1 protein-coding gene is annotated in these 1,696 nt (G+C 25.7%); it reads right to left on the bottom strand.

The features are described from left to right. Positions 1-196: 196 nt before the first annotated feature. Complete coding sequence (locus AAT22_RS18480; protein WP_047002340.1) at positions 197-1,612, bottom strand: IS4 family transposase; 1,416 nt, start codon at positions 1,610-1,612, stop codon at positions 197-199. Positions 1,613-1,696: the final 84 nt, after the last annotated feature.

The raw sequence follows: 1,696 nt of genomic DNA, 5'->3' as shown, positions 1-1,696 counted from the left end.
CATAGCCATCAAGCTTACTTATACAAAATATAGCAGTTGTATTGATATAGTATTTAAGTTTTTATTGGAAATTAAAATATCTATAAATAGTGTTCTCGAAGATGAAATTTTGCAAATTTATTGAAAGTAGCTAACTTTAATAAAACACACCAAATAAATATCCAGTATATTGAAATTTATCATATATATAACTTGATTATATTGCCATTTTTTCAAGTTCATTTTCTTTTATTTTAAGAAAATTAAGTATTTGATTTACTGTTTTTTTACCTTTTTTCTTACACTTGATTCCAAGCCTTCGAATAGTATGAATAATATCAGTTAAAAATGATAGCTTTTTTAATTCACTTTTAAAGATATCTACTTTAAGAGTAATAAAATATTCGTTAGCTAAACTAAAAGATTTTAATATACTTATTTCCTTGTTATCTTCTTCAGAAATAATATCTTTTGCAGTAAATACTATTTGGGAAGCTAAAAGTAAACTTAGTAATCTGCCATATAAAAAACACTTAAAGCGTTCTATCTTTACATTCTTCACAGTTGAAATATTAAAAATAGACTTCCATACCTTAAACATTATCTCTATTTGCCATCTTAAAGAATATATATCATGTATTTGTTCAGTAGAGACTACATCTTCAGCAATATTACTTATATAGGCATTTACACTTGTCCACGCTGTATTTCTGTCATTTATTTTTCCTCTATTGGGTCTAACAGCATTTAATTGCTTTTTTACTCTTTTCGTCTTGTTTTCTTCTGATAATTTAGTTATAATTAATCTGTTTTTTAGTTCCTTTTTGGAACCAATATAGATGTCTTTGAGTTCAATTGTTTCACCATCGGCTAATGGTTTTATGATTTCAAAGATATCTATTTTTTTATATTCACTTGATTTTATTATTGAACCATTTTTTCTTCTTTTAACATCTGGATTTTTTTTATATAACGAAGTAGTACTTTTCAATTTTGATATATAAAATGCTCCTTTTAAATCTATTTGTTTTAAATAATCCACTTTATAATATCCTAAATCTGCTAATCTAAGATCACCTTGCATTGTTTGAGCGTCCATTGCATCTAGATAGTTGTAGTCATTAACTGTGCCACTAAAAAAATCACAACATAAAAAGCTACCTGATAATAAATCATATTGAAGTTGTATTTTTATAGCAGATTTAGAGCTAGACCCACCAGAACCTCTGTATTCACTAGCGAACTTATCCGGTAATGAATATCCTGTAGCATCATTAAGAAGTATTCTTTTAAAAATAATATTATTTTTTTGCTTTCTTAATATTTCATTTTGATTAAGTATCATATCAGCAAAAATTTTCTGCATAAATTCTACTGATTCATTATTAAACCGCTCGTTAAGAGCTTGCGGAGATATCGATACGCCATAGTTAGCAGCTAATCTTCCACATAGAGTTGATAATGATTTATTACACATATCATTACTTAATAAAATATTAAAAGCTAGAAATGTACTTGCATCGATCTTACCATTTCTTTTAATAAATCCTGTTTTCCTTGCAACTTTATCTATGAGTTCTTGTGAAAATATTTCTTTTGTATTCTTAATTAATTTCTTTAATCTTTTATGCATATTTTATAATTTTCATCCTTATAATAAATTTCCTAAGAATTATACCATAAAACATATTTTTACAATATTAGCTTGATGGCTATG

Origin of the sequence: Clostridium sp. C8 (genome assembly GCF_001010885.1) — a bacterium.
In the GTDB taxonomy this organism is placed as follows: domain Bacteria; phylum Bacillota; class Clostridia; order Clostridiales; family Clostridiaceae; genus Clostridium; species Clostridium sartagoforme.
Note: the sequence above shows the minus strand (reverse complement) of the source record. Positions and strands in the feature narration are given on the sequence as shown.